The 21019-nt window shown below is 61.9% G+C and carries 24 protein-coding genes; 9 read left to right on the forward strand and 15 right to left on the reverse strand.

Going from position 1 to position 21019, the window contains the following annotated elements:
- Positions 1-40: 40 nt before the first annotated feature.
- A complete protein-coding gene (locus QZ186_RS00660) occupies positions 41-1789 on the forward strand; it encodes an alpha-amylase family glycosyl hydrolase (RefSeq protein WP_296415114.1) in 1749 nt (582 codons plus the stop codon).
- On the opposite strand, the gene QZ186_RS00665 is transcribed toward QZ186_RS00660, so the two are convergent.
- Together QZ186_RS00665 and QZ186_RS00670 are read right to left on the reverse strand one after the other, a co-directional pair.
- The gene (locus tag QZ186_RS00665; RefSeq protein ID WP_296415115.1) at positions 1699-3261 is read right to left on the reverse strand and encodes a glycerol-3-phosphate dehydrogenase/oxidase; all 1563 of its coding nucleotides are present in this window, start codon (positions 3259-3261) and stop codon (positions 1699-1701) included. The two genes, QZ186_RS00660 and QZ186_RS00665, sit on opposite strands and share 91 nt — an antisense overlap.
- Entirely contained in the window at positions 3242-4756 is a 1515-nt protein-coding gene (locus QZ186_RS00670; protein ID WP_296415116.1) for a glycerol kinase GlpK, read from the reverse strand. The genes QZ186_RS00665 and QZ186_RS00670 overlap by 20 nt, the downstream gene beginning before the upstream one ends.
- 100 nt (positions 4757-4856) lie before the next feature.
- Between QZ186_RS00670 and QZ186_RS00675 the strand changes: the two genes are divergently transcribed.
- From QZ186_RS00675 to QZ186_RS00685, 3 genes are all read left to right on the forward strand, one after another.
- Complete coding sequence (locus QZ186_RS00675) at positions 4857-5897, forward strand: mechanosensitive ion channel family protein (RefSeq protein ID WP_296415117.1); 1041 nt, start codon at positions 4857-4859, stop codon at positions 5895-5897.
- A gap of 63 nt (positions 5898-5960) precedes the next feature.
- Positions 5961-6197, forward strand: coding sequence for a 50S ribosomal protein L28 (rpmB, locus tag QZ186_RS00680; protein ID WP_010317109.1), 237 nt, complete (start codon positions 5961-5963; stop codon positions 6195-6197).
- A 26-nt stretch (positions 6198-6223) separates the two neighbouring features.
- Positions 6224-6784, forward strand: a complete 561-nt coding sequence (locus tag QZ186_RS00685; protein WP_247479697.1) for a peroxiredoxin — start codon at positions 6224-6226, stop codon at positions 6782-6784.
- Here QZ186_RS00685 and QZ186_RS00690 read toward each other — a convergent pair.
- Entirely contained in the window at positions 6773-6949 is a 177-nt protein-coding gene (locus QZ186_RS00690) for a hypothetical protein (RefSeq protein ID WP_296415120.1), read from the reverse strand. The genes QZ186_RS00685 and QZ186_RS00690 overlap by 12 nt on opposite strands.
- Before the next feature lie 188 nt (positions 6950-7137).
- On the opposite strand from QZ186_RS00690, the gene QZ186_RS00695 reads away from it, so the two are divergent.
- From QZ186_RS00695 to QZ186_RS00705, 3 genes are read left to right on the forward strand one after another with little or no spacing between them, the layout of a single operon-like run.
- On the forward strand, positions 7138-8577 hold the full coding sequence (locus QZ186_RS00695) for a circularly permuted type 2 ATP-grasp protein (protein WP_247478553.1): 1440 nt from the start codon (positions 7138-7140) through the stop codon (positions 8575-8577).
- Positions 8571-9608: an alpha-E domain-containing protein gene (locus QZ186_RS00700; RefSeq protein ID WP_247478555.1), complete on the forward strand. Its 1038-nt coding sequence runs from the start codon at positions 8571-8573 to the stop codon at positions 9606-9608. Before QZ186_RS00695 ends, QZ186_RS00700 begins: the two co-directional genes overlap by 7 nt.
- On the forward strand, positions 9593-10465 hold the full coding sequence (locus QZ186_RS00705; protein ID WP_296415121.1) for a transglutaminase family protein: 873 nt from the start codon (positions 9593-9595) through the stop codon (positions 10463-10465). Before QZ186_RS00700 ends, QZ186_RS00705 begins: the two co-directional genes overlap by 16 nt.
- 4 nt (positions 10466-10469) lie before the next feature.
- Here the strand turns inward: QZ186_RS00705 and QZ186_RS00710 are convergent, their stop codons facing one another.
- The 7 genes from QZ186_RS00710 to QZ186_RS00740 form a co-directional block, all read right to left on the reverse strand.
- Positions 10470-10946, reverse strand: a complete 477-nt coding sequence (locus QZ186_RS00710) for a redox protein (protein WP_247478559.1) — start codon at positions 10944-10946, stop codon at positions 10470-10472.
- Positions 10947-11065: 119 nt separating this feature from the next.
- A complete protein-coding gene (locus QZ186_RS00715) occupies positions 11066-12268 on the reverse strand; it encodes a glycosyltransferase family 2 protein (RefSeq protein WP_296415124.1) in 1203 nt (400 codons plus the stop codon).
- A complete protein-coding gene (gene csaB / locus QZ186_RS00720) occupies positions 12259-13305 on the reverse strand; it encodes a polysaccharide pyruvyl transferase CsaB (protein WP_296415126.1) in 1047 nt (348 codons plus the stop codon). The genes QZ186_RS00715 and csaB overlap by 10 nt, the downstream gene beginning before the upstream one ends.
- Positions 13306-13348: 43 nt before the next feature.
- The gene (locus QZ186_RS00725; RefSeq protein ID WP_247478564.1) at positions 13349-13495 is read right to left on the reverse strand and encodes a hypothetical protein; all 147 of its coding nucleotides are present in this window, start codon (positions 13493-13495) and stop codon (positions 13349-13351) included.
- A gap of 127 nt (positions 13496-13622) precedes the next feature.
- Positions 13623-13934, reverse strand: coding sequence for a thioredoxin family protein (locus QZ186_RS00730; RefSeq protein ID WP_296415127.1), 312 nt, complete (start codon positions 13932-13934; stop codon positions 13623-13625).
- Between the two features lie 24 nt (positions 13935-13958).
- The gene (locus QZ186_RS00735) at positions 13959-14141 is read right to left on the reverse strand and encodes a hypothetical protein (protein WP_247478567.1); all 183 of its coding nucleotides are present in this window, start codon (positions 14139-14141) and stop codon (positions 13959-13961) included.
- A 252-nt stretch (positions 14142-14393) separates the two neighbouring features.
- Entirely contained in the window at positions 14394-15179 is a 786-nt protein-coding gene (locus tag QZ186_RS00740) for a PAS domain-containing protein (RefSeq protein ID WP_296415128.1), read from the reverse strand.
- 56 nt (positions 15180-15235) lie between these two features.
- On the opposite strand from QZ186_RS00740, the gene QZ186_RS00745 reads away from it, so the two are divergent.
- The gene (locus QZ186_RS00745) at positions 15236-16036 is read left to right on the forward strand and encodes an ABC transporter ATP-binding protein (protein ID WP_367268109.1); all 801 of its coding nucleotides are present in this window, start codon (positions 15236-15238) and stop codon (positions 16034-16036) included.
- Between the two features lie 83 nt (positions 16037-16119).
- Here the strand turns inward: QZ186_RS00745 and QZ186_RS00750 are convergent, their stop codons facing one another.
- Positions 16120-17667, reverse strand: a complete 1548-nt coding sequence (locus QZ186_RS00750) for an alpha/beta fold hydrolase (protein WP_296415130.1) — start codon at positions 17665-17667, stop codon at positions 16120-16122.
- A 29-nt stretch (positions 17668-17696) separates the two neighbouring features.
- On the opposite strand from QZ186_RS00750, the gene QZ186_RS00755 reads away from it, so the two are divergent.
- Positions 17697-18134, forward strand: a complete 438-nt coding sequence (locus QZ186_RS00755) for an NUDIX domain-containing protein (protein WP_296415132.1) — start codon at positions 17697-17699, stop codon at positions 18132-18134.
- Here the strand turns inward: QZ186_RS00755 and QZ186_RS11705 are convergent.
- The 4 genes from QZ186_RS11705 to QZ186_RS00775 all read right to left on the reverse strand — a co-directional run.
- Positions 18104-18730 carry a hypothetical protein gene (locus QZ186_RS11705; RefSeq protein WP_363155534.1) on the reverse strand — a complete coding sequence of 209 codons (627 nt, stop codon included), beginning with the start codon at positions 18728-18730 and terminating at the stop codon, positions 18104-18106. The two genes, QZ186_RS00755 and QZ186_RS11705, sit on opposite strands and share 31 nt — an antisense overlap.
- Positions 18723-19214 (reverse strand): WbuC family cupin fold metalloprotein, encoded by a 492-nt coding sequence (locus QZ186_RS00765; protein ID WP_010317187.1) that lies wholly within the window; start codon positions 19212-19214, stop codon positions 18723-18725. Before QZ186_RS00765 ends, QZ186_RS11705 begins: the two co-directional genes overlap by 8 nt.
- A gap of 177 nt (positions 19215-19391) precedes the next feature.
- The gene (locus tag QZ186_RS00770) at positions 19392-20144 is read right to left on the reverse strand and encodes a sulfite exporter TauE/SafE family protein (RefSeq protein ID WP_296415178.1); all 753 of its coding nucleotides are present in this window, start codon (positions 20142-20144) and stop codon (positions 19392-19394) included.
- 17 nt (positions 20145-20161) lie between these two features.
- The coding region (locus QZ186_RS00775) for an SDR family oxidoreductase (protein ID WP_296415135.1) at positions 20162-21019 on the reverse strand (858 nt) is incomplete at its 5' end.

Here is a 21019-nt window from a genome sequence, read left to right on the forward strand (position 1 = left end):
CAGAACGGCCTATCCAAGGAGGTAGTCGCCGTTTGTTCCGATGCCAGAGGGGGCCAGCAGGACACAAACCTGGCCTCCAGCTCCGGGACAACATCCCTGGTGGGATGGAGCGGTGATCTACCAGCTGATCCCCCGTTGCTACAGCGATTCCGATGGGGATGGCATCGGTGATTTCGGGGGCCTAACCAAGCGTCTGGGCTATCTGCGTTGGCTCGGGGTGGATGCGATCTGGATGACCCCGATCTATCCCTCGCCGCTCAGGGACGGTGGCTACGACATCACAGACTTCACCGACATCCACCCGGAGCTCGGGGATCTCGATGCCTTTCACCGCCTGATCGAAGCGGCCCATGCCCATGGGATCCGGGTGGTGATCGACCTGGTGTTGAACCACACCAGTCAGTTGCATCCCTGGTTTCAACGGGCCCGCTTTGCGGAGCGGGGCAGTCCAGACCGTGACTTTTATGTCTGGAGGGATGACCCGGACGGCTATAGCGATGCCCCAGTCCTCTTTCGACACTTCGAGGACTCCAATTGGTCCTGGGATCCGATAGCGCAGCAGTACTACCTGCATCGCTTTCTGCATCACCAACCTGATCTCAACTACGACAACCCAGCCGTCCAGGAGGCGGTACTCCAGGTCGTTGATTTCTGGTTGGCACGCGGCATTGATGGATTTCGCCTCGACGCCATTCCGTTTTTGTTTGAGCGCGAGGGGACCCGGTGTGAAGGACTACCGGAAACCCATGCCTTCTTGAAGACCCTGCGTCAGCGCGTCGATGCCTTTTGCGAGGCCAACCCCGGTCGAGACGTTCTGCTCCTGGCAGAAGCGATTCAGCCGGTCAAAGAAGCCATGCCCTACCTGGAGGATGGAGAGCTGCACGCGGCCTTCAACTTTGCCTTGACGGCCCATCTCTTCGCCTCGGTCGCCCATGGGGAGACCAAGGCCCTGAATCGCTTCCTTCAGGAGATCAGCAGCCTGGACTGCGGCCGCAGTTGGGCTCTACCGCTGCGAAATCACGATGAGCTCTGGCTGGGCGATGGCCACCTGGTGCCTGACGAGGTCATTCACTGGGTGCGTCATGGTCTGCCTGCTGCCCATGGCCATTGGCTGAACTGGGGAATCAATCGACGACTGGCACCGCTCTTAAACGGAGATCCCAGACCCAACATGGCCCTTCATGCCCTGCTTTACAGCTTGCCGGGCATGCCCTGCGTCTATTACGGAGATGAACTCGGGATGGGGGATTGGCCGGGACTGAGGGACCGTGACCCCAACCGAACGCCCATGGCCTGGAGCCCGGATCGCAATGGCGGTTTTTCCAGTGCTCCAGATCCCCTGCTGGTGCTGCCGCCCATCACCGCACCTGGATACGACTACCGCGTGATCAATGTTGAAGTTCAAAAGTCTCTAAAGGGGTCGCTTTTGAACTGGCATCGGCACATGCTGGTCAGCCGAAAACTGCTGCCTGCCCTGAAGCACGGCGACTTTGAACCCCTGCCGAGCCATCACCCGAGCGTCGTCAGCTTCATTCGCCGCTGCGAAGCCATGACCGTGCTCGTTGCGGTCAATCTCAGTGGTACAGGCGCATCCACCGAAATCGATCTGAGCCGATGGGAAGGAGAGCGGATTCGGGAGCTGCTCTGGGGCTGTGAATTCCCAGAGGCCAGCTCCGAATGGTTTATCTACCTCCAGGCCTATGGCTTTGGCTGGTGGCTGATCGGCGACATGGAACTGGCGAGCAACAGCGACTCGGCCGCTGGAGTCAGCCGCTCCGCTTCCGCCTGATCCAAAAAGCCAATGCGACTGCGCCGCTGCAACAGATCATCTGCCGAGCGGGCCCACTCCAAGCGGATGTTGTAGCGCCACTCCGCCAGGCAAACGGGAACCACGCTGCTGAGCGGTTTCCGCTCAGACGGCTCCATGGCCTCGTTCAGGACCGCCTCTGCTCGAAGGCCATAACTGGAGATGAGGTGGTCAATTTGCCGGGCCTGGAGTTCGCCGTCCGGCAGTAGGCCCTTTAAGTGCTGAGCGAGCTGGGCGAGCTCAGCGTCGGTTTGCTCGGGGGACTGAGCGGCTCCAAGCAGGGGCAGGGGCTCAGGGGCCGGGAGGGTTCGATTCAACTGTTGGGCGATGGCCTTGAGGGCATCGACCGCCAACACCCGGCAGGTGGTCCACTTGCCCCCAAGCAAGCTGATCAGCCCACAGTCGAGCTGTTCGACTTCGTGCTCGCGAACCACCTTGCTGCTGCCGCGCTCAGAGTCCGGCTGAATCAGAGGGCGACCGCCGGCCCAGCGGCTGGACACCGAGAAGCTGGGTTGCCCTGGGAACCACTGGCGTAGGTGATCCAACAGGAACGCCTCCTCCGCATCGGAGACGGAGGTGGCTTCATCGACTGGACAAGGTGAATCGGTGGTCCCAACCAGTGTTCTGCCTTGGAAGGGGAGCACGAACATCACGCGGCCATCGCTGGTTTTAGGGATCAGCAGGCCGACGCCCTCTGAACACAACGGCTCGCTGAGCACAAGGTGCACCCCCCGGCTGACCAGAAGGCGTGGACTGCACTGCGGGTCGGCCAGCAGCCTCAAGCTGTCGGCCTGGATGCCTGTGGCATTGACCACACAGCGGGCTGACCAGTGGTTCAGCGCACCATCGGCCTGACGCGCTGTGACACCCGTGAGCTGGCCCTGCTCCTGCTCGAAACCAACGACCGTGCAATCCCGCTGAACCACGGCTCCGGCCGCCTCAGCCGTGAGCAAGAGCAACAGATTCAGGCGCGCATCATCAAATTGACCATCGCTGTAGAGAACGGCGCCATGGCGATTGGGGTCCAGGCCTGGCAGGGAGCGTTGCAGTTGCTGGCGGTTGATGCCACGACTGGGTTCGAGGCCGGCCGCTCCCGCGAGGAGGTCATACATCCCCAGCCCCATCCGGTAATAGGCCTGCTCAATGGGCCCCTGGGTCGGTAGGGCAATACGCAGAGGTTGGGCCAAAAAAGGAGCCTGATCAATCCAGTACTGGCGCTCCGCCAGGGCCTCCCGCACCAATTTCAGTTGGGCGGCATCGAGCTGCTTGAAGGCCAGCTCCAGGTAGCGAACGCCGCCATGGAGCAACTTCGTGCTCCGGGAACTGGTGCCCTGGCCTGGATCACCCGCCTCCAGTAACGCCACCCGCAATCCGCGGCGAACGGCCTCGTAGGCCAGGGAGGCTCCACTGCTCCCCCCACCAATGATCAACAGATCAAACGGTTGCATCGCCATGCCACTCCAAACAACGTTCAACCGCCTGGTCCCAGCGGCGTAACCAGCGCTCCCGTTGCGCCTCCGTTTGCTGAGGGCTCACCTGGGTCGAGGAAGCCCTCACCGAGCTGGCAATGGCCTCGAGATCGTCGACCACTCCAACGGCCTCACCGGCCATCAGGGCAACGCCCAAGGCGGTGGACTCCAAATTGGCCGGACGCACCACCTCAACGCCGGCGCTGTCGGCCTGGGCCTGAAGCAAGACAGCGGAGGCCGCCGCCCCGCCATCAACGGCGATGGTGCGCAGGGGAGCGCCAAGGGCCTCGGCCGCACCGCGCAGCAGTCCGGTGACGGCTAAGGCAATCCCCTCGAGGGCAGCCCGGGCAATCTGCGGTGCACCGGTGTCACGGGTCATGCCGATCAACAACCCTCTGGCATTGGGGTCCCAATGGGGAGAGCCCCAGCCGGTGAAGGCCGGCACGAGCATCAGCTCGCCCGCACTGGCCACCTTGGAGGCCAACCCGTCGACCTCGGCGGACTCACGAATGATCCCGAGGCCATCGCGCAGCCACTGGATGACCGTTCCTGCATTGAACAAGCTGCCTTCAATGCAGTAGGTCGTGCTGCCGTCGGCGTTGCTCCAACCCACGGTGCTCAGCAGGCCACCAGCGGCGCGCTGAGGTTGCTGCCCGCAATTCACGACCAGAAAGGCACCGGTTCCGTAGGTGCACTTGGCCTGGCCGGGTTGCCTGCAGAACTGGCCATAGCTGGCGGCCTGTTGATCACCGAGCATCGCCGTGATCGGCACACCGGCAAAGGGAAGGCCCTCAGCGATCACCCCAAACGAGCTGCGGGTGGGTCGTAAGTCGGGCAACGCCTTCAGGCTCAGACCAACGCGTTCAACCGCCTCCGGCAGCCAACAGAGCTGCTCCAGGTCCAGCAGCAGCGTGCGACTGGCATTGCTGATGTCTGTGGCGTGCTGCGCTCCGCGGGTCAGCTGCCAGAGCAACCAGCTATCGACAGTGCCAAAACAGAGGTCATCGCCAGCCAGGGCCTGCCGGGCCTCGGGATAGGCCTGCAGCATCCAAGCGATCTTGCTGGCGCTGAAATAAGGATCCAGAACAAGTCCCGTCTGGCGCTGCCACTGATCCGCCGCCGCCTGGCGCTTCCAATCTCCGCAGATCGATGCGGTCCGACGGTCCTGCCAGACCAGGGACGGGCCGAAGGGTTCGCCGGTGCTGCGTCGCCAGAGGGTGGTGGTTTCGCGCTGATTGGTGATGCCGCAGGCCCTGACTGCTGCCCGTTGCCCTGGACTGAGGCGCTGCTCCAGTAGGGCCATCGCCTCCAGCTGGCTCTGCCAGATCGCGGAGGCGTCCTGCTCGACCCAACCATCATCCGGGTAGTGGATGGCAAGCGGCACCTGGGCCGAGGCCACCGACTCGCCGTTGGAGGACACCAGAACGGCGCGAGAACTGCTGGTGCCCTGGTCGAGAGCTAACAGATAGGACTCAGACACAGGCAAAAGGGTTTCCCCACTCTTACGGGCTTCCAGCGGATCTGTCAGGGGCTTGACGCAGCACGAGACAGTGGAAACAGCTCAAACCTCGCCTCTACCGATGACCTCGCTCTGGAGTACTGCGCCTGCAGTGGCGGCCCTACTCGGCGGTGGGTTGCTGTCCCTTCTGGCAGCAAGGATCTTTGGGATCTTCTTCGGTCGTCTGACACGGCGAACGCGAAGCGAAACCGATGACTTCATCGTTCAGGTCATCACGGACACGATCCCAATCCTTGGCTGGGTCATCAGCGCCAGTTGGGCCTGGTGGCTGCTGCCGACCTCTCCCGAGGCGGATCGGGTGGTCTTCACCATCTCGAAACTCATCCTGGTGGTGTTCCTGGTGCGGCTGGTCAACCGCATCAGCCTGCGGTTGCTGCAACGCTCCGCGGCCCACAGCGGAGATCCAGCGGTCGGCAACATGCTCCGCGCCCTCGCGCCGATGTTGCGGGCGTTGGTCTGGTGCGTCGGCGCTGTCCTCTATCTGCAGAACATCGGTGTCCAGATGGCTGCGATCTGGGCTCTGCTGAGCGCCGGTGGCATCGGGGCAGGCTTGGCCTTAAAGCAGCCGGTCTCTGAATTCTTCGAATACATCACCATCCTTCTTGACAAGCCCTTCCAACCCGGTCAATTCATCCAAGTCGGAGAGGTCTGGGGAACGGTGGAGAGGGTGGGGGTGCGTTCGACCCGTCTGCGCAGCATCAACGGCGAAGCGATCGTCATGAGCAACAGCGCCCTGACCAGCTCAGTGGTGGCGAACTATGGGGAGATGCAAGAGCGGCGGCTGATCTATCGGCTGGGGGTGACCTACGACACCAGCCACGCCGTACTGGAACGGATCCCTGGCCTGTTGAAAGCGATCGTTGAGCAGGGGGGCGATGCCCGCTTTGACCGGGCCCATTTCGTGGCCTTCAACAGCAGCAGCCTTGATTTTGAGTTGGTCTATTTCGTTCCTTCGAACGACTACGTCCAGGCGATGGAAGCCCAGCAACGGATCAACCTGGCGATCGTCCAACGCTTCGCCCAGGAGGGCATTGAGTTCGCCTTCCCGACGCAAACCTTGCACCTGCACAACTGCACTGAGGCCTTGGGTTCTGGGGTGTGACCCGACTTGCTATGGTGGGCGCTTGGGCAATTTGCCCGAAGTTGTGTTTTTAGAAGATCGGTCATGTCCCGGGTCTGCCAACTCACCGGCAAGCGCGCCAACAACGGCATGGCCGTCTCCCACTCGCACATCCGCACGAAGAAGCTCCAGCAGGTGAACCTGCAAGAGCGCCGTCTGTGGTGGGCTGAAGGCAACCGTTACGTGAAACTGCGGGTCTCCACCCGTGCCCTGAAGACCATTCAAAAGAAGGGCCTGGGCGCCTACGCCAAGCAGCTGGGCATCAACCTGGCCAAGATCTGAGCTTCAATCCTGGGAGTTCTCCCAGGATCAAGTTGAACCGCCGCAACCTGCTTGTTTCGTTTGGTGCTGCGGCCTTAGGCCTGCTGGGACTCCCCCGGCAGGCCTTTTCGATGGGAGGGACCCTGCCCGATCTCGATCAACCGGCCCCTGGCTTTGGGCTCTCCGGCGTGGTTCCAGGCGAGGGGGGGGCCGTCGAAGCCGTACGCAGCCTGAGCGATTTCAAAGGGAGCTGGGTGGTGCTCTACTTCTATCCCCGAGATTTCACGGAGGGGTGCACCTTGGAAGCCAAGGGCTTTCAACGGGATCTGCAGCTGTTCCATGCCCGCAATGCGGAAGTGGTCGGAATCAGTGCAGACGACACGGACTCCCACAAAGAGTTCTGCGGAAGCGAGGCGTTGACCTACCCGCTGCTCTCTGATCCCGGAGGAGAAACCAGCAAGCGCTACGGCAGCTGGATCCCGCCCTTCTCCCAACGTCACACCTTTTTGATTGACCCAGAAGGGGTTCTTAAAGAGCGCTGGTTAGGGGTACGGCCCCTAGGCCACAGCCAGGAGATCCTGAAGCGGCTGGATGAGCTACAGGCCTGAGGCTGCGCGCTGCTCCAGCAGCCTCAGGTGGGCTTGACCTGCAGGGAGGCTGTCGCAGAACAGGCAGTTGTCCTCAAATCGCACTTGATAAAGCTCGCCTTCGCTGGAGCGCAGCTGATAGATCACTCCCCCTTGGGGATCGACCAGCACAGGGACCTGGGCCATGGGTCTTCAGGAGCAACGAGCAGAGGCTGGCTCGGCGATTGAACCCTTGCCATAGGTGCATCAACTCATCATCCGTAGCGACCACTACAGGTGATGCGGGTGGCCACGAACCGGGGTGGACTTTGGTAGCGAAAGGAACCTGAAGGGGTCTGACTGCTCTGCATGCTTGCCCCAATTCCACTCGAGCAATGTTTACCGAGTACAGGCCAAAGAAGGGATATGACGAATACTTCAGTGCCGCCGAAGGCCCTCGCTCCGGCCTCAAGCCCCTGGTGAACTCCCTGGGTGCACTCGGGATCGAGAAACTCAACCGCAATCACGCCGCCGCTGGAGTCCTACTGAAGCGACTCGGGGCCACCTTCAGGCTGAATGATTCGGGCGGACGCGTGGGGGAACGGATCCTGCCATTCGACCCGCTGCCACGCTTGATTCGCTCGAAGGAGTGGGAGCGTCTAGAGCGAGGACTGTCCCAGCGCCTAGAGGCGATTGATCAATTTCTGGGTGACATCTACGGCGAGCAACGCATCATCCGAGATGGGGTTATTCCGCGGGAGCACGTGGAAAGTTCCCTGGGGTGGAGGCGCGAGCTTCAAGGGTTCAAGCCCCCCTTGGGCAAATGGTGTCAAATCTCCGGGCTTGATCTGATCCGTGATGGAGAAGGAACCTGGCGCGTCCTGGAGGACAACCTGAGATGTCCTTCTGGTGTCGCCTATTTCCTGGAGAACAGGAGGGTGATGAAACGGATGTTCCCGAGCCTGTTTAGTGGCCGGATCGTCCAGCCGATTGATCGCTACCCCTCCCAGCTGCTGCAGACCCTGAGGGAGCTGGCGCCCTGGACCGACTCCCCCCGGGTCGTCCTCCTGACCCCCGGGGTGTTCAACAGCGCCTATTTCGAACACAGCTATCTGGCTCAACAGATGGGCATTCCCCTCGTCGAGGGCCGGGACTTGGCCTGTGAAGACGGACGGGTTTGGATGCGCACGACCCGTGGATTGGAGACCGTCGATGTGATCTACCGGCGCATTGATGATGACTTCCTCGATCCCGCCGTCTTCCGCAGCGATTCAATGCTGGGGGTCCGCGGACTGATGGAGGTCTATGCCCAGGGACGGGTGGCGATTGCCAACGCTCCTGGAACTGGAATTGCCGACGACAAGCTGATCTACGCCTATGTGCCGGAGATGGTGCGCTACTACCTCGGGGAGGAAGCCATCATCCAAAACGTCCCCACCTACCTCTGCTCTAAAGCTGAAGATCGGTCCTATGTCCTAAGCCATCTACGGGAGCTGGTGGTGAAAGCCGTCTCGGAAGCTGGAGGCTATGGGATGTTGATCGGACCCCATGCCAGTGACGAGGAGATCCAAGACTTCGCCACGAAGATCGAGGCCAATCCGCGCAACTTCATTGCCCAACCCACCCTGGAGCTCTCCACCGTCCCCTCCCTCAGTGACGGCGAGCTCTACCCCTGCCATGTGGATCTGCGGCCCTACATCCTGCGGGGCAAAACCACCTGGGTCACACCAGGCGGGTTAACCCGCGTGGCCCTCAAGCGGGGATCACTGGTGGTGAATTCCTCCCAGGGCGGCGGCTGCAAGGACACCTGGATCGTGGAGGACGCCCCATGCTGAGCCGCGTCGCGGATTCCCTCTATTGGATCAACCGCTATGTGGAGCGGGCCGAGAACATCTCGCGCTTTGTCGAGGTCAGTGCTGCCATGGCGCTGGACTGCCCCCCTGGTAGCGCAGAGCCCTGGCAACCCCTGATCGATGCCAGTGGTCATCGCTCTCTGTTTGATGCGCTCTACCCCGGTGGAGGTGAGCAGCAGGTTCTTGAATTTCTCATCCGCGCTGAGGCCAACCCCAACAGCATCGTCAACTGCATCGCGCTGGCCAGGGAAAACGCCAGGCAGATCCGGGACGTCATCACCAGTGAGATGTGGGAGCAGCTCAATGGTCTCTACTGGACCCTGGTCGAGAACGACGGGTTTTGGGAGGAGCCAACCCCAGAGCAGCTCAGGGAGATCCGGCGTGGCTGCCAATTGTTTTACGGAATTACCGATGCCACCCTCAGTCGGGATCTTTCCTGGCAGTTCAGCCGACTCGGTCGGCTGATTGAGAGGGCGGATAAGACCACTCGCATCCTTGATGTGAAGTACTTCCTTTTGCTCCCGAGCCCTGATGACGTCGGCGGGGTACTCGACGAGTTGCAGTGGATGTCTCTACTGCGCAGTGCTGGCGCTTATCAGATGTTCAGGCAATCCAACGTTGGGGTGATTTCACCGGAAGCGGTGGCGTCCTTCCTGCTGCTCAATCCCCTCTTCCCGAGGTCGGTGCGCTACTGCCTCGAGCGGATCCATGAGACGCTTCAGGTGATCGGGCGCGATGCCGCCGCCGGGACGCCCGACGACCTCGAGTGCATGGTGGGTCTGACGCAGGCCCGCTGGAGTTTCAGCAAAATTGAAACGCTGATCGCAGGTGGCCTCCATGAGGCGATTGATGGCCTTCAGCAGGACCTCAACCAGCTGCACAATCTGATTCACGCTCGCTACTTCGTGCTTCCGGGCGGACTGAGCCCCGAAGACACAACAGTGATCCCCGTGAGCTCCACCTCCCTGTCCACCACCGCTTCCGGTCAAGACCTGGCATGCGCGCCCGCTTAATTCATCGCTTCGACTACCGCTACAGCCAGCCCGTGCTGCTGGGACCCCATCGTTTTTGCCTGCGGCCCAGGCCCCATGGGTTTCAGCGTCTGATCGATTTCAAACTGAGCATCGAGCCTGAGCCGAGCCAGCTCTATGAGCTGATGGCAGCAGGTGGCGACACCATCACCCGGGCACGGTTTCTCCAGGAAACCGATTGTTTTCAGGTGGTGGCCACGAGCGAGGTTGAGACGTTCATACCACCCCTGATCGAAGCCTGCCTGGACGAAACGATGTTGAACCTGCCGCTCGCCATCGGCAGGCTGAACCCCGATCTCATGAGCAACCTCCAAGGCTGGTTGCCCAACGGTCAACATGATGCCGCCGCTGTCGATCTGGCCCAAGAAGCCCTCACAGGCAGTGATGGCAGCTGCCTGAGCTTTTTGCAGCAGCTGATCGAGATCATTCAGGACCGCGTCAAATACACCGAGCGCCATCAAGGCCCCGCTTGGCCTGCGGGCCGGACACTGAAGGAGCGGATCGGCTCCTGCCGTGATCTCGCCATGCTGATGATCGAGTGCTGCCGCAGCGTTGGACTTCCAGCCCGGTTTGTCAGTGGCTATCACCTTGTGGAGCCCAAACCTGAGCGCTACGACCTGCACGCCTGGACCGAGGTCTACCTCCAGGGAGCAGGCTGGCGAGGGTTCGATGCCAGTGGCAAGGGGGCGGTGGATGATCGCTACATCCCCGTGGTGACCTCTTCGAAATCAGATCTCACGGCGGCGGTCAGCGGCACGTTTTCAGGGCCGACGGGGGTTCAAAGCACGCTGAATTGGGAGATCCAGGCCGAAATCCTCTGCTCGGCCCAGTCCCGTTGAACGCCTACCAGCTGACGCCATGCAACTTGGGCAACGGCGCTGAGCGAAAGGTGGTCGCAAACAGACGAGGAATGAGTCGACTGTTGTAGACGCGAAACTCGCGGGCAACGCTGGCTCCTGGATCACGGATTGCCTGATTCAGCACGACCGATCCCTCCTCATCCGAGATCGAACGGTGGAAGGTTCCGGGCGGAATCCGGAGAATGTCACCACCGGTTTCTAGGCGAACAATGTGATACGGATAATTCCAGCCGAAGTTCACCAGATAGAACAGGCGGCCCCCGGTCAGAGCGAGCAGATTGTCCTCTTGATGGGGGTGGAGATAGAACTGCCAGGCGCCCGTGTTGGGCTCATCCGGTGGACTAACGGCCGGCCCGCTATGGATGACCAGATCCCGCGCGTTGGAGTTGTCGACGGTGATATCGAAGAAACGAACCGCAGGGGTATCGCGGAACTTCTCGTAGGGGATCAGCTCAAACATCTGAGCTTGGGTCGCTGTTCCTGACGACATGCTGCGTCCGTGGGATAGCCCAATGAACCGCACTCCCTGGTCTCCAGGGCGTGTACAGCACTACGCAATTCAGGATTAGCGCCTAAGCGTCAGCCCTCGAGCTGGCGCCCACGCCAGGTCCAACCACGTCCGGTGGTCGTCTTCCAAATACTGGCGGGCACGATGGCCGCAATCAGCAACGCCCCAAGCCAACTCAACCACCAGAATTTGATCGGTGTGCCAAAGCGCCAGGCACTCCACAGACGGATCGCCAAGACCAGGGCGATGGAGCAGCCCACAGCCCAAATCGCCATTTGCTCAATCGGACCGCCAAGCCATCCCTGCAGCAACAGAGCAACGGCGCTGAACCAGGGAGCGGCAAACAGCAGCAACACCACAGCGACACTGCCAACGGCTTTGAACCAGTTGCGATCAACCCCCAGAAACCAGTTTTTGGTCCAGCCTTCCCACAGCGCTGCCAAGGAGCGATACATCTGCAGGTCGACAAGATCAACGCCAAGCAGATACCGCAGACTCAGGCCGGCCTGCTTGACCGCTCGGGCCAGGGCCAGATCTTCGACCACCTCAGCGGCAACAGCGCGATGGCCTCCAATCGCCCGATAGCTGGAATGGCGAAAGAGCATGAAGGGACCAGCCGCAAACGCCGTTGGATCGTTGGGGTCGTTGCTGCGCCGAATCGGAAAACCCAAGCCCAACAGGGTGGCCACAATCGGCTGCACCAACCATTCCGCAAGACAACTGCACTGCAGCCGGGGAGCCAGGGTCAACAGATCGCTGCTTTGACTGCAGGCCTCTTGAAGGGCAGCCTCAATCACCCCGGGCTGCAGGCGCACATCGGCATCGAGAAACAGCAACCATTGCCGCGCTGCCGTCCCATCGGGCCAGGGCAACTCCGAACCGATGGTTGCTGGCCAATTCTTGCCGGACCAGCGCTCACCACTCGGGCGCGCTCCGGCCTGCACAATCCGCCAGTGGAGATCAGAACGGCTGCAGCTCGTGCGGCACAGCTCAGCTAAGGCCTGGGTGTCATCGCTTGAGGCGTCATCAATCACGACGAGTTCGATCGGCCAGTCCGGCGGGCAGGCCGCAACGATCGCCCCAAGGCATCCCTCGATGTTGTCGTGCTCGTTGTAGGCGGGCACGAGAATCCGCAGCCACCCGCAGTCTTCGGGGCACTGCTGCGAATCCGTCTTGGTCAGCCTTGGGGCACGGCCCAGTTGCAGCTCCAAAGCCAGCAGGAGTACAAGCAAGCAGAGACAGCTCGTAGCCGCCAGATCCAGGATCAGCGACATAGGGCGGCACGCAGGATGCGTCGATGCAGCTCCACCGTCGAGCGGATCGAGGCGATCACCCTGCTCGCCGGAGGACCATCCAAGCTGCTGCGCCAGAGCGTCAAGCACTCCTCAGCAGTCCGGCCGCGCTGGCGCAAGTCCAAGGCCTCAGACTGGAGTTGATCAGCGCAGGCCTGGACCTTGGGGTCGTAGCTCAGGGCGCTGACCGGAGCACCGGAGAGGGCCGCCAGAATCAAGGCATGCAGGCGCATCGCCAGAACCAGACCAGAGGAGCGAAACACGGCCATCGCCTCCCTGGGATGGCTCGCGCTGAGTTGGCGACTGCGCCTCGATAAGCTCTCGGGCATCAACCCCTCCCGGCGGAATTGCTCCAACAGATCAGCGTCCTGGTTGCGATGGAAAGGAAGCCACAACACCTCGCGGTCTGCCTCTGTGGATAACTGGTCCAGGGCCTGGAGATAAGGACTCCAATCACTGCCCTGGAGCAAGGGCGTTGGCCGCCAGCAGACCACGATTGGTCCACCACGGCCGAGCCACTGCTGCTGCGGCAACATCCAAACCGCATCCGCAGCGTGCTCGCCGTCGCACCCCAGACGGCGAGCCAAGGTCGCCGATTCAGGATCACGCCAACTCACGGCAGTCGTCATCTGGAGCAGCAGACGCACCAGGGCCCGCGTTCGCTTGCGTTGAAGTGGACCGAGTCCCTGGGCCCAGAGCACCACCGCCTTGCCCTGGAATCGGGCGGCGGTCATCAAGCTGGCGTAGTAGATCAGGCTTTTAAAACTGGTGCTGTCCTGCAGCAGGCTTCCGCCGCCCAAGACCAGGGCATCGCAGGCTCTCAAACAGGAAAGAACGGCCTTGAGGTCACGGCGCTGCACCGTCTCGACGCCGTGCAACTTCCGCACCTGGTCCTGGTCAAACGCGGTGACGACAGGCGTCCAAGCTTCAGGCAGCTCCCCAAGGACAGCCTGCAACAAGGCGTCATCGCCAAGGTTGTGTTCGCCGTAGTAGCCGCAGAGCAGAACGGACTGAGGCACACCACTGCATAGCGCGATCACCAGCTTCGCATCGCCTGATGGACTAGGCGGCTGCGATCAGGCGCTGCCTCAGCAGCGGTAATTCTTGGTCAATCCGTTCACGGGCGTGATCCAGGGAGGTGCAGGTCCCGAGGGACAGACCGCTTCGGTGCTGAATCGCGTAGCAACGGGTGTGATCGGCTTGATCCATCAGAGCAATCCGGCAGCCCCGATGGATCCAGGCTGGTGACGGCTGCGACTCCACCTTCAAGCACCGCTTGTCTAAGCCAATAGAACGTTTCCGCGGGTAGGGATCAAGCGATCCCCTGGAAGAAAGTTCAAAGATTGGGCAGGAGTGCCGCGAGTTTGGTGCGGAAGTCACCCTTGGGCATCCCGCCTTTGAGTTCACCGTGGATCATGAACTCACCGTCGGGGTCTTCCACCACGAGGTAGGTCGGCCAGCCCATTCCTTCCTTGTTGGGATACTGCGCAAGCAGGACCTTTCTGTATCTGCGATAGGTCTCGGTGTCCTGCAACATCACGCTGACAAAGATGCACCCCAGTTCTTCAGCAACCTTGCCGTCGTAGTGGCTCATCCGATGGCAGGTGCCGCAATCCTCGGAACTGAACTTGAGGACTGTGGGTGCCATGGCGAGGACTGCAGTGCCGGCAACTTAATGGCACTGATCGAGGCTGATGTCGCCGAGGAAACAAAGATCGAGAAGACGTTGCAGTGCAGCCGCCCGCGACGGAAGACCCCACTGTTCCTTCAGGGCATCCAAGCGAGCCAGGTGAACTCGGCGAAGATCGCAGCTGACCTTGATGCGCTCATCACCCAGAAAAGGAAGGCTTTGCATCTCCCAGGCCTATCGCTGTCGCAACGATGCCCGCGATCAAGGCGATGTCAACGAACGGCGGGGATGGTCAGGTAGGCCGGAGCAAAGCTGCAGGCCAAGGCGAGTTGCCGCAGCGGTAGGCCAAAGACCGTGCTGACGAAATCGATGGCAACGCGCGAGAGCAACGGAACACCGCTTGTGCCGCAATTGTAAAGAGACGTGAAGCAGCTCTCAGCTTGCAGGGTGTCAGGTCAGCAATCGGCCGGGGCCCCTTCAGCGATCGAGCTTGTCAGCCAGCGCCCTGGCCTCTTGGGCAAGTTGCCGCTTCAGCAGCACGCGATCGGTGACGTCCCGCTGGACCGAGACCCAGTGGGTGTACCAGCCCGAGGAATCCGCCAGGGGCGCCACCTTGAGCTCAATCCAACAGGTGGATTGATCGCGGCGGTAGTTGATGACCTCCATGGACGCTGGCTTCCACTGATCCATCGCCGCCCGTAGTGCAGAGGTGCTCTCCTTCGAAGTCTCCAGACCCTGAAAGAGCCTCGGACTCTTGCCGAGAACCTCGTGAAGCGCGTACCCAGTCTGATCCAGTAGCGATTGGTTGGCGTAAACGATGACAGGACCCGGGGCATCCAAGGGTTCAGCCAAGGTCACCAAGACGGCATCTTGCGCCGTGTCCAGGACCCCCTCGAGCAAACGGCGGTAGGCGTCTTCGTTGGTTTCCTCGGGGGCCGCATCGAGTCGTTGCGCCCGGCGCCTGAGGATGCCAACGCCAAAGCCAGAGTCACAGGCAAACAGACGGAGGCGGGTGGCCAGCTCAACCCCCGTTGGATGGGGCAGAGGCAGCACATGGTCCCGCGGCCCCTCAGCTAAACGCCGGTGTTCCTGGACGATGAGATCAGACAACTGCGGCCAGCACTCGCCCATCGCGCGGCCGCACCACTCCTGGGAGTGGTGACCCAAGCGCTGTTGAGCCGTGCGGTCGACGTGGGAAACCAGGCCATTGGCCCCGCAGAGCACCAAGCCATCTCCGGGCTCCAGCAGGAAAAAAGGCTGCATGGGGCTGACCCTAAAGAGCCGGCCCGTGCCGATGCTGGAAGCAGTGGCCGATGTTCATGACCGCGACCCCCTATTTCGAGGCCATCTCCGTTGAGGCCTGGCTTGGTGCCAGGCGAGTGTTCAACGATCTGACCCTGAGCTTGCAAGCAGGGGAACCCACGGTGCTGCTGGGACCCAATGGTGCGGGCAAAAGCGCCTTGATCAAGTTGATCAATCGTCAGCTCTACCCCGTGGTGAAGCCGGGCTCTGAGCTGAAGCTGTTTGGCAGCAGCACCGTCAACCTCTGGGATCTGAGGCAACGCATCGGCCTGGTCTCCAGTGACCTGCAGAGCGGCTACATCCCAACGGTGCCAGCGGAAGACGTTGTTCTCTCCGGCCTCTTTGGCTCAGTCGGGCTAGGCCGTCCCCAACGCCCAACACAGCAGCAACGGGCAGAAGCACTGAACCAGCTCGAGCAGCTTGGATTGGCTGATCTCCGTGGTCAGGCCTTCGGTCATTGCTCGGATGGGCAGCGGCGGCGCTTGCTACTCGCCCGCGCATTGATTCATCAACCCGAGGTGCTGGTCCTCGATGAACCGATCAATGGCCTGGACTTCAAGGCCAAGCACCAACTCCTCAACAGCCTGCGGCAACTCAGCAGGACAGGAACCACGTTGCTGCTAGTGACGCATCAACTGGAGGCCGTGATCCCTGAGGTCCAGCGGGCTGTCCTGATCAAAAGCGGGCAAATCGTGGCCGATGGTCCTGCCCCGGAACTGCTGACGAGCGCAAGCCTCAGTGACTGCTTTGACACCCCGATCACTGTTTTGGAGGAGGGGGGCTGGCGCCAAGCCGTACCCCGAAACAGCGAGGCATAAAAAACAGCCCAGGCAGGGCTGTGTGAGGAGGCTTCAGCGCCATCGAAGCGAAGCCAGTGGCGACGGGCGATGGGTAGATCGACTCAGCTGTCCGATTGGATCGCGGTCGAGACGTCCTTGAGGGGAATCAATGGATGGCCCCAAGGGCCTGTGCCAAGCAGTGGCGGCGCGCCGGCTGACGGGGAGAGCGCGGGGCCGGCTTGATAGGCCGCCTCAACCCAGGCCAGCAGCAGCGGACCCAGCACCCCTCCATTGGCCTGCTGACCGGGGCGCAGATTGAAATGATCGCCCCCTTTCGCCAAAACCAATTGGTGCCCGAAGGGCACGGCCTGGCGCATCGGTGTGATTGCCTCGGGGTCAGGTGGCACAACCCAGTCATGGGTGCCACTCACGACCAGAAGACGTGCACTGGCGTTGCGCAGTTGCGGAACCGAAAACAGCAGTGACATGGGCGGCGAGACGGCCACGGCTGCAACGACCCGCGGATCGCGAAGGGCGGCCTGATCCACGCCATCGAGCCAGCTGCACTGCAGGGTCCAGCTCAGATTGCGCTGTGGATCACTGGTTTGCGGGCATCGCTTCTTGAGCGTTGTCGCCTGGGGCACCAGACCCGCCTGCTGCAACGCCGTCGTCGCGCCCCAGGAGTGACCAATGACAACCACAGCGTTGGCGTTGACCCCAGTCACGCCGCTGAGTTGACCAGCAGCCACCGCATCTGTCACCGCGCTGAGATCGCGAAAGCGCAGGGCCAGCTCAATGGGCTTCGGGGGAGGTACCGCTCCCTTCAGCATCAGGGCCTGCTCCTTGTTATCACTGCCGGGGTGGCGGGGCAGGGCCACGGTGTAGCCCCTGGAGGCCAGCAAAGCCCCCCAGGACGCGAAGTTCTTGGGACTATCCCAGAGGCCATGGGAGATCAACACCAATCGCCCATTGCCCCCTTGCGAGGGTTCAACGAGCACCACCTCCAAGGGCCGTGTGCGATGGGGCACCGCAAGACGCACCTGCCGTTGTCGTACCGCTGGAGATGACGACGGTGCAGGAGCCGTTGGCAGCAGATCAGGTGGGGTCTGGGCGAAGAAGCTGTTGGCCTGGACGCGTTGGGCCAACATGCGCCCCAGGATTGCTTTGACCTGGCCGAGGTTGAAGCGCACCCGCTGGCCAGGAAGGGCCTCGATTAATTCGACCAGGGTGGGCTCACCACCAGTGGCGTTCACCCTCGCCCGATCCAACGCCTGACGAAAGGTTTGCCCCGTCAGATCGGGATCTCGCCCCTCGATCGTGCCGAGGGATGAGACCACCAAAAATGCTTGCTCGAGCAGAGGTGAGCCAACGGATCCATCGGCTAAACGAATCATCGAGATCGGAATCGGTCGCTGGAGCACCTGCATCAGCAGCTGACTCACCGCTCCGTCCGAGGCCCGATCCAATTCCGCCAGGTCGCTCCGGCCCGCCATGAGGGCACTGGGACTTTTCAGTTCGCTGACCTTGACGCTGAAGCTGGAGCGCAACAGGGGAAGCTCAATCAGAACCTCTTCAATGGCGCGTGCCGGCGCTGTCCAGAGGGGGACAGCGGCGGCGGCAAGAAGCGCAAGGCTGAGCCGCTGCAACCAGTGGAAACTCGACACAGGCATGGCCCCGTTGCTCTGACCATCATCCGTGCATGACCCAAGTGCAGGTGGCTCTGGCCGTTCTCGAGCACAACGGCAGCTGGTTACTGCAGCTGCGGGATGACATTGCAGGCATCGTCGCTCCCGGCTGCTGGGGTCTCTTTGGCGGGCACCTTGAGCCCGGAGAAGGCCCCGAGGAAGCGCTGCGCCGGGAACTCTGGGAGGAAATTCGACTGGAGATCGGCACGCCGGATCTTTGGTATGTCTCAAGCCAACCGGGAAAGATCAGACATGTCTTTCGTGCCCGCCTCGAGACGCCACTCCCGGCCCTGGAGCTGATGGAGGGTCAGGATCTCGCTCTCTTCTGCCCTAACGCCTTGCTATCCGGCGGGGCCTTCAGCCCAAAACTGAAGCAAACGCGGCCCCTCGCTGAGTCGACCCGCGAAGCACTGAGCCGCTATCAAACCGAGGAGAGCTCTTCGATGCGGTAGTAGCTGCGCTCATCGGAACAACAGACATCGGCGTAGTAGCGCTCAAGGACGTCGTAGGCCGCGTCATAGCTCTCGAATTCCTGACCAGCGAGCGGATCGCTGGTCGATGGATTGGCGGACTCCTCATCCAGAACGATGCGGAACACGGCCCGGCTCGGTTTCAGCTGCTCGAGCAATGCGCCGTAGGTCAGTCCCTCGCCAAAGGCGCGCATCAAGGGATTGAGACCCATCGTTTGGCGCTCGGGATGCAACTTGCTGACGGGCACCAACCAGAAGGACCACTCGGCCGGATCCAGCGGAGTGGTTTGCCCTGAGAACAGGGCGAAGACCAAGGTGTTCGCCGCCGTGAGGGGAATGCGGAACTGGATGGGATTGGGCTCGTGTTGCTCGGGCGCGCTGTAAAAAGCCGCCGTGGTGATCGACAGCTGCCATTCCTCCATCGGCAGGACCAAGGATTGGAGATCGGCGCTGGGCCGACCTGGTCCCGGGTCGAGCCCCAGCCCCTTCAGCAGCAACCAATGGCAGCTGGCGTCGCGGATCTCATCGGCCAGAAGGTTGGGGGTATTCCACTGCAAAAAGGCAGCCAGTTCAGACATCAAACGAACGCCTCCACTCCAGCTCCTGCTGACCGGATTCAAGCTCGCCTTCCTGGGGAAACCCAGCCAAAAAGTCCTTATCGGCGAGCGGTTGATAAGGACCTTGCTTCAGTTCAAAAATCACCGAATCGGGGGCGAGGGCCACGAGCGAGTGAAAGAGGCCCTCGTCGAGCTGAAGGCCGCGAACGGGACCTGCTGCATCGAGTCGCTCCTGACGCAGGCATGTTCCGTTGGCATCGAACAACAGCACCCCGATCGAGCCCTGAAGCACCACAAAACACTCAAACCCCTCCCCCGTACCTGGGCGGCAATGGCGATGGGGCCGGACGTAGGTACCGGGCTGCATGACATTCAAGAAGCGCTGCACCAGATCGCTTTCCTGATGCAGGTTGAAGTTCATCCGCAGGCGCTCACTGGCTCGCGCCCGTAGAGCCACCGCATCAAAAAGGTCTTGATCAATGAGCTGGAGCCCAGGGGAGGTCATCGACGAAGCAAAGCGCAGGGCAGCAGGTAGCGAGTCACACCGACAGGCCAGTGGATCTCAGCGACTGTTGTGGGAGATGAGATGCGGCCATGCCCGATTGGACTCGACCACTGATCGCCGTCAGTCTGACCAGCTTCAGCGTCGGCCTGTTCACCGCCCTCGGCGGCTGAGCTGAGTTCAGCCCAGTGCCTTCAGCAGCAGCGAGCACCCCATCACCAGGCAGAGCAGTTCAAAGGCACGCTTCACCAGCGCTGCCCCTTGACGAAGGCCGACATGGGCCCCCAAATAGCCACCAGCCAGTGAGCCGATCAGCAGCATCGGCAACCAACTCCAGGCAATCTGCCCTTGGACACCGAGGGTCAGGGCCCCCGTCCCATTCCAAAACAGGCCGACCAAGATCAGCGTATGGGCGACGGCCTTGCCGTAGTCCAGTCCGAACCAGCGCACCAGCCAGAGGGTGACGAACAGGCCCGTCCCCGAGGTCAAGGAGCCATTCAGGAAGCCAATGGCGAAGAGCACCAATGCCCCTAGGGCCAATCGCTCTGTTGTCCAGCTCTGGCCGCCAGAGGAAGCACCGAGCTGAGGGCGACAGGCTGAATACACCCCTAGGGCGATGGTCAGAAGACCCAAGAGAAGAGTGGAGAGTTGGGGCGGTAGCGCCAGAACCGTGCGGGCCCCGAGCCAGACCCCTGGGAGTCCACTGAGCAGGATCAACGCCGAGAGCCGTGCATTCAGGCTGCTCTCTTGCGCATGGCGCAGGCTGGCGCCAACCCCCAGGGAGACGCTGGCGACCTTATGGGTCGCCAAGGCCACTGGGAAGGGAAGGCCCATCAGGATCAAGGCGGGCAGCTGAACCAGTCCAGCCCCGCCTCCAGCCAACGCCGAGAGGGCATTGGAGAGCAGGGCCACCGCCAGCAGCCCCAGTTGCATCCCAATCTCCGTGATGCTCAAGGCCTGCTCCGAAATCGGCGCGAGAAGGCCGCGCTGAGGGTGTTAGCCCAGGGCAGCGGCAGGTAGTGGGCCAAGGCCGCGATCAGACGATTCAAGCGTCCGGGGACCACAACGACCTGGCGGCCCTGGAGGGCGCGCTCGGTCCAGCGCACCAGCTGATCAACGGACATCCAGAACACCCCCGGCAGACGCTGCATGCGTTGCTCGACCCCCAGGACGGCGTGGAATTCGGTGTGGACGTAGCCCGGACAGAGGGCCATGACCCGAATCCCAGAGCCACTGTTCTCAGCCGCGAGGGACTGGGACAAGCGGATCAGGTAGGCCTTCACGGCGCTGTAGAGCGTGCTGCCGGGCAGTCCCGGAATCAGGCCCGCCAGAGAGGCGATGTTCAGGATCGTTCCCTGCTGACGCCGCTGCATCTCTGGCAACACCAGCCGCGTGAGCTCCGTCGGGACCTCCACCATCAACCGCAGCATCGACTCCAGCTGCATCCAAGAGGACGCCTCGAAGCTTCCCCGCAGCCCAAAGCCCGCGTTATTGACCAACGTCTCGACCCAGAGTCCATTCGCCGCTAGTCGCCCCAACAACTGATCGACGGCCTGCGGTTGATTGAGATCCAACGCCACCGCTACAACCCTCGCAGCGGCGGATTGCGCCAGCTCGGCAGCCAGCTCGTCCAGACGGTCCTGACGACGCGCCACCAGCACCAACACCTCTGAGTGCTGCGCGAAGGATCGAGCCAACGCTGCACCAATGCCACTGGAGGCGCCAGTGATCACGGTGCAGGGGCGGAACGTGGAATCAGACAGCGGAGCGACAGCCGCTCCGGAGTCAACGGTGACGGAGAGCCGCTC

Origin of the sequence: Vulcanococcus sp. DEBay_Sum29NL08_54, from assembly GCF_017859255.1 — a bacterium.
Classification (GTDB): Bacteria; Cyanobacteriota; Cyanobacteriia; order PCC-6307; family Cyanobiaceae; genus Vulcanococcus.

Bases quoted from the DNA above. Each gene is read 5' to 3' on its own strand.
- QZ186_RS00660 (WP_296415114.1), top strand. From the start codon at position 41: ATGCCAGAGGGGGCCAGCAGGACACAAACCTGGCCTCCAGCTCCGGGA.
- QZ186_RS00665 (WP_296415115.1), bottom strand. From the start codon at position 3,261: ATGGCGATGCAACCGTTTGATCTGTTGATCATTGGTGGGGGGAGCAGT.
- QZ186_RS00675 (WP_296415117.1), top strand. From the start codon at position 4,857: ATGACCTCGCTCTGGAGTACTGCGCCTGCAGTGGCGGCCCTACTCGGC.
- rpmB (WP_010317109.1), top strand. From the start codon at position 5,961: ATGTCCCGGGTCTGCCAACTCACCGGCAAGCGCGCCAACAACGGCATG.
- QZ186_RS00690 (WP_296415120.1), bottom strand. From the start codon at position 6,949: ATGGCCCAGGTCCCTGTGCTGGTCGATCCCCAAGGGGGAGTGATCTAT.
- QZ186_RS00695 (WP_247478553.1), top strand. From the start codon at position 7,138: ATGTTTACCGAGTACAGGCCAAAGAAGGGATATGACGAATACTTCAGT.
- QZ186_RS00700 (WP_247478555.1), top strand. From the start codon at position 8,571: ATGCTGAGCCGCGTCGCGGATTCCCTCTATTGGATCAACCGCTATGTG.
- QZ186_RS00705 (WP_296415121.1), top strand. From the start codon at position 9,593: ATGCGCGCCCGCTTAATTCATCGCTTCGACTACCGCTACAGCCAGCCC.
- QZ186_RS00710 (WP_247478559.1), bottom strand. From the start codon at position 10,946: ATGTTTGAGCTGATCCCCTACGAGAAGTTCCGCGATACCCCTGCGGTT.
- QZ186_RS00715 (WP_296415124.1), bottom strand. From the start codon at position 12,268: ATGTCGCTGATCCTGGATCTGGCGGCTACGAGCTGTCTCTGCTTGCTT.
- QZ186_RS00725 (WP_247478564.1), bottom strand. From the start codon at position 13,495: ATGGATCAAGCCGATCACACCCGTTGCTACGCGATTCAGCACCGAAGC.
- QZ186_RS00730 (WP_296415127.1), bottom strand. From the start codon at position 13,934: ATGGCACCCACAGTCCTCAAGTTCAGTTCCGAGGATTGCGGCACCTGC.
- QZ186_RS00735 (WP_247478567.1), bottom strand. From the start codon at position 14,141: ATGCAAAGCCTTCCTTTTCTGGGTGATGAGCGCATCAAGGTCAGCTGC.
- QZ186_RS00740 (WP_296415128.1), bottom strand. From the start codon at position 15,179: ATGCAGCCTTTTTTCCTGCTGGAGCCCGGAGATGGCTTGGTGCTCTGC.
- QZ186_RS00745 (WP_367268109.1), top strand. From the start codon at position 15,236: ATGACCGCGACCCCCTATTTCGAGGCCATCTCCGTTGAGGCCTGGCTT.
- QZ186_RS00750 (WP_296415130.1), bottom strand. From the start codon at position 17,667: ATGCCTGTGTCGAGTTTCCACTGGTTGCAGCGGCTCAGCCTTGCGCTT.
- QZ186_RS00755 (WP_296415132.1), top strand. From the start codon at position 17,697: ATGACCCAAGTGCAGGTGGCTCTGGCCGTTCTCGAGCACAACGGCAGC.
- QZ186_RS11705 (WP_363155534.1), bottom strand. From the start codon at position 18,730: ATGTCTGAACTGGCTGCCTTTTTGCAGTGGAATACCCCCAACCTTCTG.
- QZ186_RS00765 (WP_010317187.1), bottom strand. From the start codon at position 19,214: ATGACCTCCCCTGGGCTCCAGCTCATTGATCAAGACCTTTTTGATGCG.
- QZ186_RS00770 (WP_296415178.1), bottom strand. From the start codon at position 20,144: ATGCAACTGGGGCTGCTGGCGGTGGCCCTGCTCTCCAATGCCCTCTCG.